The 387-nt window shown below is 65.1% G+C and carries 1 protein-coding gene; it reads left to right on the top strand.

The window, feature by feature from the left end; genetic code table 11:
• Positions 1 to 248, top strand: a 248-nt coding sequence (locus tag AC1DKY_RS21455; RefSeq protein ID WP_477180047.1) for a hypothetical protein, incomplete at its 5' end; no start/stop codon positions are given.
• Positions 249 to 387 lie beyond the last annotated feature (139 nt).

Here is a 387-nt window from a genome sequence, read left to right as displayed (position 1 = left end):
GCCTTCCGGGCCTTTGGCCCTCCAGGTGCGCGTGCGGGTTGCGGGGTTTTTCGACAGGACATCCGTGTCCTGTCGAAAAACTGGCCGCATCCCTGCGGCCACCCTTCGGGCTTTCCTCCACCCGCCCGCCGCGTCATACGGGGACCCCGAAGGGCGAGAGCCTGATCAAGAGCCTGATCAAGAGCCTGATCAAGAGCCTGATCAAGAGCCCAACGCTCGGCGTTGCGGGGCCGGTCGGTCTTTTGTAGGAGCGCACTTGTGCGCGACCAACCGGAGCGATGCATCGCGGCGCCGCGGTCGCGCACAAGTGCGCTCCTACAAGGGATCGCGCTGGCCTGTGGATGGCGGATCAATGCTGCCGCTCAGTTCTTTGTGGGAGCGCACCCT

The organism is Dyella sp. 01N448 (assembly GCF_056399225.1).
The sequence above is the reverse complement of the archived record's forward strand: the minus strand, read 5'-3'. Positions and strand labels throughout refer to the sequence as shown.